At 52.5% G+C, this 2656-nt stretch carries 2 protein-coding genes; both read right to left on the bottom strand.

Annotated features, from left to right (window positions below; genetic code table 11):
• Positions 1–217: 217 nt before the first annotated feature.
• Positions 218–730, bottom strand: coding sequence for a hypothetical protein (locus FBZ89_RS30495; protein ID WP_145754856.1), 513 nt, complete (start codon positions 728–730; stop codon positions 218–220).
• 56 nt (positions 731–786) lie between these two features.
• On the bottom strand, positions 787–1938 hold the full coding sequence (locus tag FBZ89_RS30500) for a sulfotransferase (RefSeq protein ID WP_186457676.1): 1152 nt from the start codon (positions 1936–1938) through the stop codon (positions 787–789).
• Positions 1939–2656: the final 718 nt, after the last annotated feature.

A 2656-nucleotide genomic window follows, 5' to 3' on the forward strand; every position in this document is an offset into this window, starting at 1 on the left:
GACGCTGGGATACCTCAGCCCCATCGACTTCGAACAGAATGCTGAGGTAGCTTAATTGAGCCTATCCCGGTGTCATCCAATCCGGCAGCAGCCCAAGATGGCCATATCCGGGTTCGTTGCCGACCATGAAACCCGGGGCGAAACCACTCACTACAAACGGCCCTGGAGATGCAGCGAGCGGCGGTGGCGGTCATTACTTCGGGGCTCGTGAGAGCTTTCACTTGACCGTGGGAGTTGATAATTCCAAAGACGGGGAGGAGATCAAGGCAATATTAATCTTACCCATAGTTTGCTGCGATGACGGCCTAAATAGCGGAGAAAATTTTTCTGCGACTTCCTTACTTGGAAAACGCCCTTCTGCGTAGCCAAAATTTGCAAAATGCTGAATAATAGAATGTAGTTTTCCCTCATCGACCGCCATTCTAATATCATGATATTGGCTTTTATACCAACCTTCATTTACAGTTGCCAACTGTGGCAGGTATCCATTGAAATATCCAATAGACTGGAAGTGTTCCTTGGCCGATGAATACTCTCCGCGCGCTATGCTTTCTCTCGCCTCGGAATACTGGCCCAAATACCAATGCTCGTCGACTTCAACAAAATCCAACAGAATTCTGGCAAACAGGCGCAACTGTTCACGGCTGATGAAAACGCGGATTCGGCCGTTGAGTTGAACCGAGTTAAGACTCTTCTCAAGGGCAACAATCGATGGAAGAAGCTTGGTCATAGTGCTTTCGCCGGAAAAGAACGGACTGTTCAGGATTTTGTAGGTGTGTATCGCCGTCAGCAAGCACTATAACCAAAAAATTCTTCGTACTCCCCAAGAATTCGGCTGCAGTCCGCCTTCTGAGAGTCGCTGAGATCTTGTCTCCATCGCCCCATGGATGCGGACGCCGATTTAGTGGTCGCATGCACCGATCGGATGGTTTCGCGGCCTTCCGATGAAAAGTCGACGGGGAGGGGCAACTCTAAAAACCTGGCGACCTCATTGCCGCAGCTTTCCGGTGTCTCGATGATGTCCTCGTATCGCATAAACAGCGTGTCCTGACGCACGGATTGCTTGATGAGCATCATGGCTTCAGCGGCCGTGGCCATCCCCATCAGCGATGCACGGAAGTCAGTGCCCCAGAAAGCCATTTGCGAGCAAATCACGTCCCGAGGATGGCGCAGGAGAATCAACTCTCGCGTGCCAGGGAAAATAACTCTGCTGATATAACGCGCTGGATCGTCCACCCCGCACTTCTCGATGAAATAAAGAGGGCTCTTTCCAGCAAGAGCTGAGCGGCGAGCATAATAGTCTGAAACCAGACTGAAAAATGCTTGAGAAATATGGCCAGGAGCCACCACCTCAAAGAAGTCATACATAAATTCAGGCGTATTATATCGCCATTCCTGCTCCGCATGAAAATATGGATTGAATCCCAGTCGCAAATTAGACTGTACTAAATCATCTGGATGAAGCGAATTGTCATGGTCCGACGGCGAAATCAAGGCGCGGTAAGCTGCCGTGTAATAACCAAGTATACGCGTTTCATACGGATAAACATCCGCGAGAATAACGTTCGGATGGGCCCCGACCTTTTCCATCACCATAGTGCCGCCCGACCGCCCCATCGTAGTAATTAGCAGAGGAGAAGAAGCGGCCTGATTTGCACAGGCCGAAGCTTGATGCACTTCGAGTTCCTTAACGGCGGTGATCTTGAGGGGTCCGGGCGGTAGAATTGCTCGATTCACCAGGAATTCCACCGTAACCTCCGCAATGAGATTCAGGGGAATGGGGTAGTCGAAGCGATAGATAAACCCGTGCCGGCCATTGCCAAATCCTTTCTGGTTTTTCAGATCCTCACGTTCCCGATTGGCGATGGCGATCCCCAAGTCACGGCCATTCAGTTTAATGACCACTTCGATTGGCCGGTCAGGATGATCGGTATCCACCGCCCATCCGCAAACGAGGGATCGGGTGACCCGATCAACGCAACCATTCAACATTAAAGACTATTCCCACCAGCAAGATTCGCCGCCCAAACCGGCATTGCATGCCATTATGATCGCGCGGCAAAGCCAACACGCTCAATCCGGCACCCCATTTACCGACCCTATTGCGAAGCTTTATATACTATGTGGTCAATTTGTCGCAAGCTATAATGAGTTGATCATGCAGATGTCCAGTACACTTAGAAGCTATACTATTTTTCCTTGTGAACTGATGATGTGGATGCCCCCTTTCCCCGGCATCGGCGGATGCCAGGCTATGATGTCTGCTGGACATCGCTATGGAGGGCAGCATGACCACGACGTACTTGGTGGCGATAGACCCTGGCCAAGCGGCATTTCCAGGTCTGCGCGACGGGATCTCTCCGGCAAGGTGCTATTCAATCGAGCATTTTCACACGGCAGAAGCTGTTGGGTTCCTGGCCGGGCAGGCGCGCTGCGTCGTGGCGATGGAAGCGTGCTCATGAGCTTTCTCCCCGAATTGATCGTGCCCCACCGCGTGGTGTAGGAGCGCATCCGCCGGGTCAGGCCTGGAGGCCGGCGTAGCCGGCTGGAAGGCCTGACCTGGCGGGCGGTCATCGCGGGTCTTCGGTAGAGTTTGGTCACCACACACACCCTCCAACCGAAGGTGACCACGATGACCGACCCGATGATGGCGCTG

Origin of the sequence: Nitrospirillum amazonense, from assembly GCF_007828045.1 — a bacterium.
Taxonomy (GTDB): domain Bacteria; phylum Pseudomonadota; class Alphaproteobacteria; order Azospirillales; family Azospirillaceae; genus Nitrospirillum; species Nitrospirillum amazonense_C.

Excerpts from the sequence above, each read along its gene's own strand:
- FBZ89_RS30495 (WP_145754856.1), bottom strand. The coding sequence starts at position 730 with ATGACCAAGCTTCTTCCATCGATTGTTGCCCTTGAGAAGAGTCTTAAC.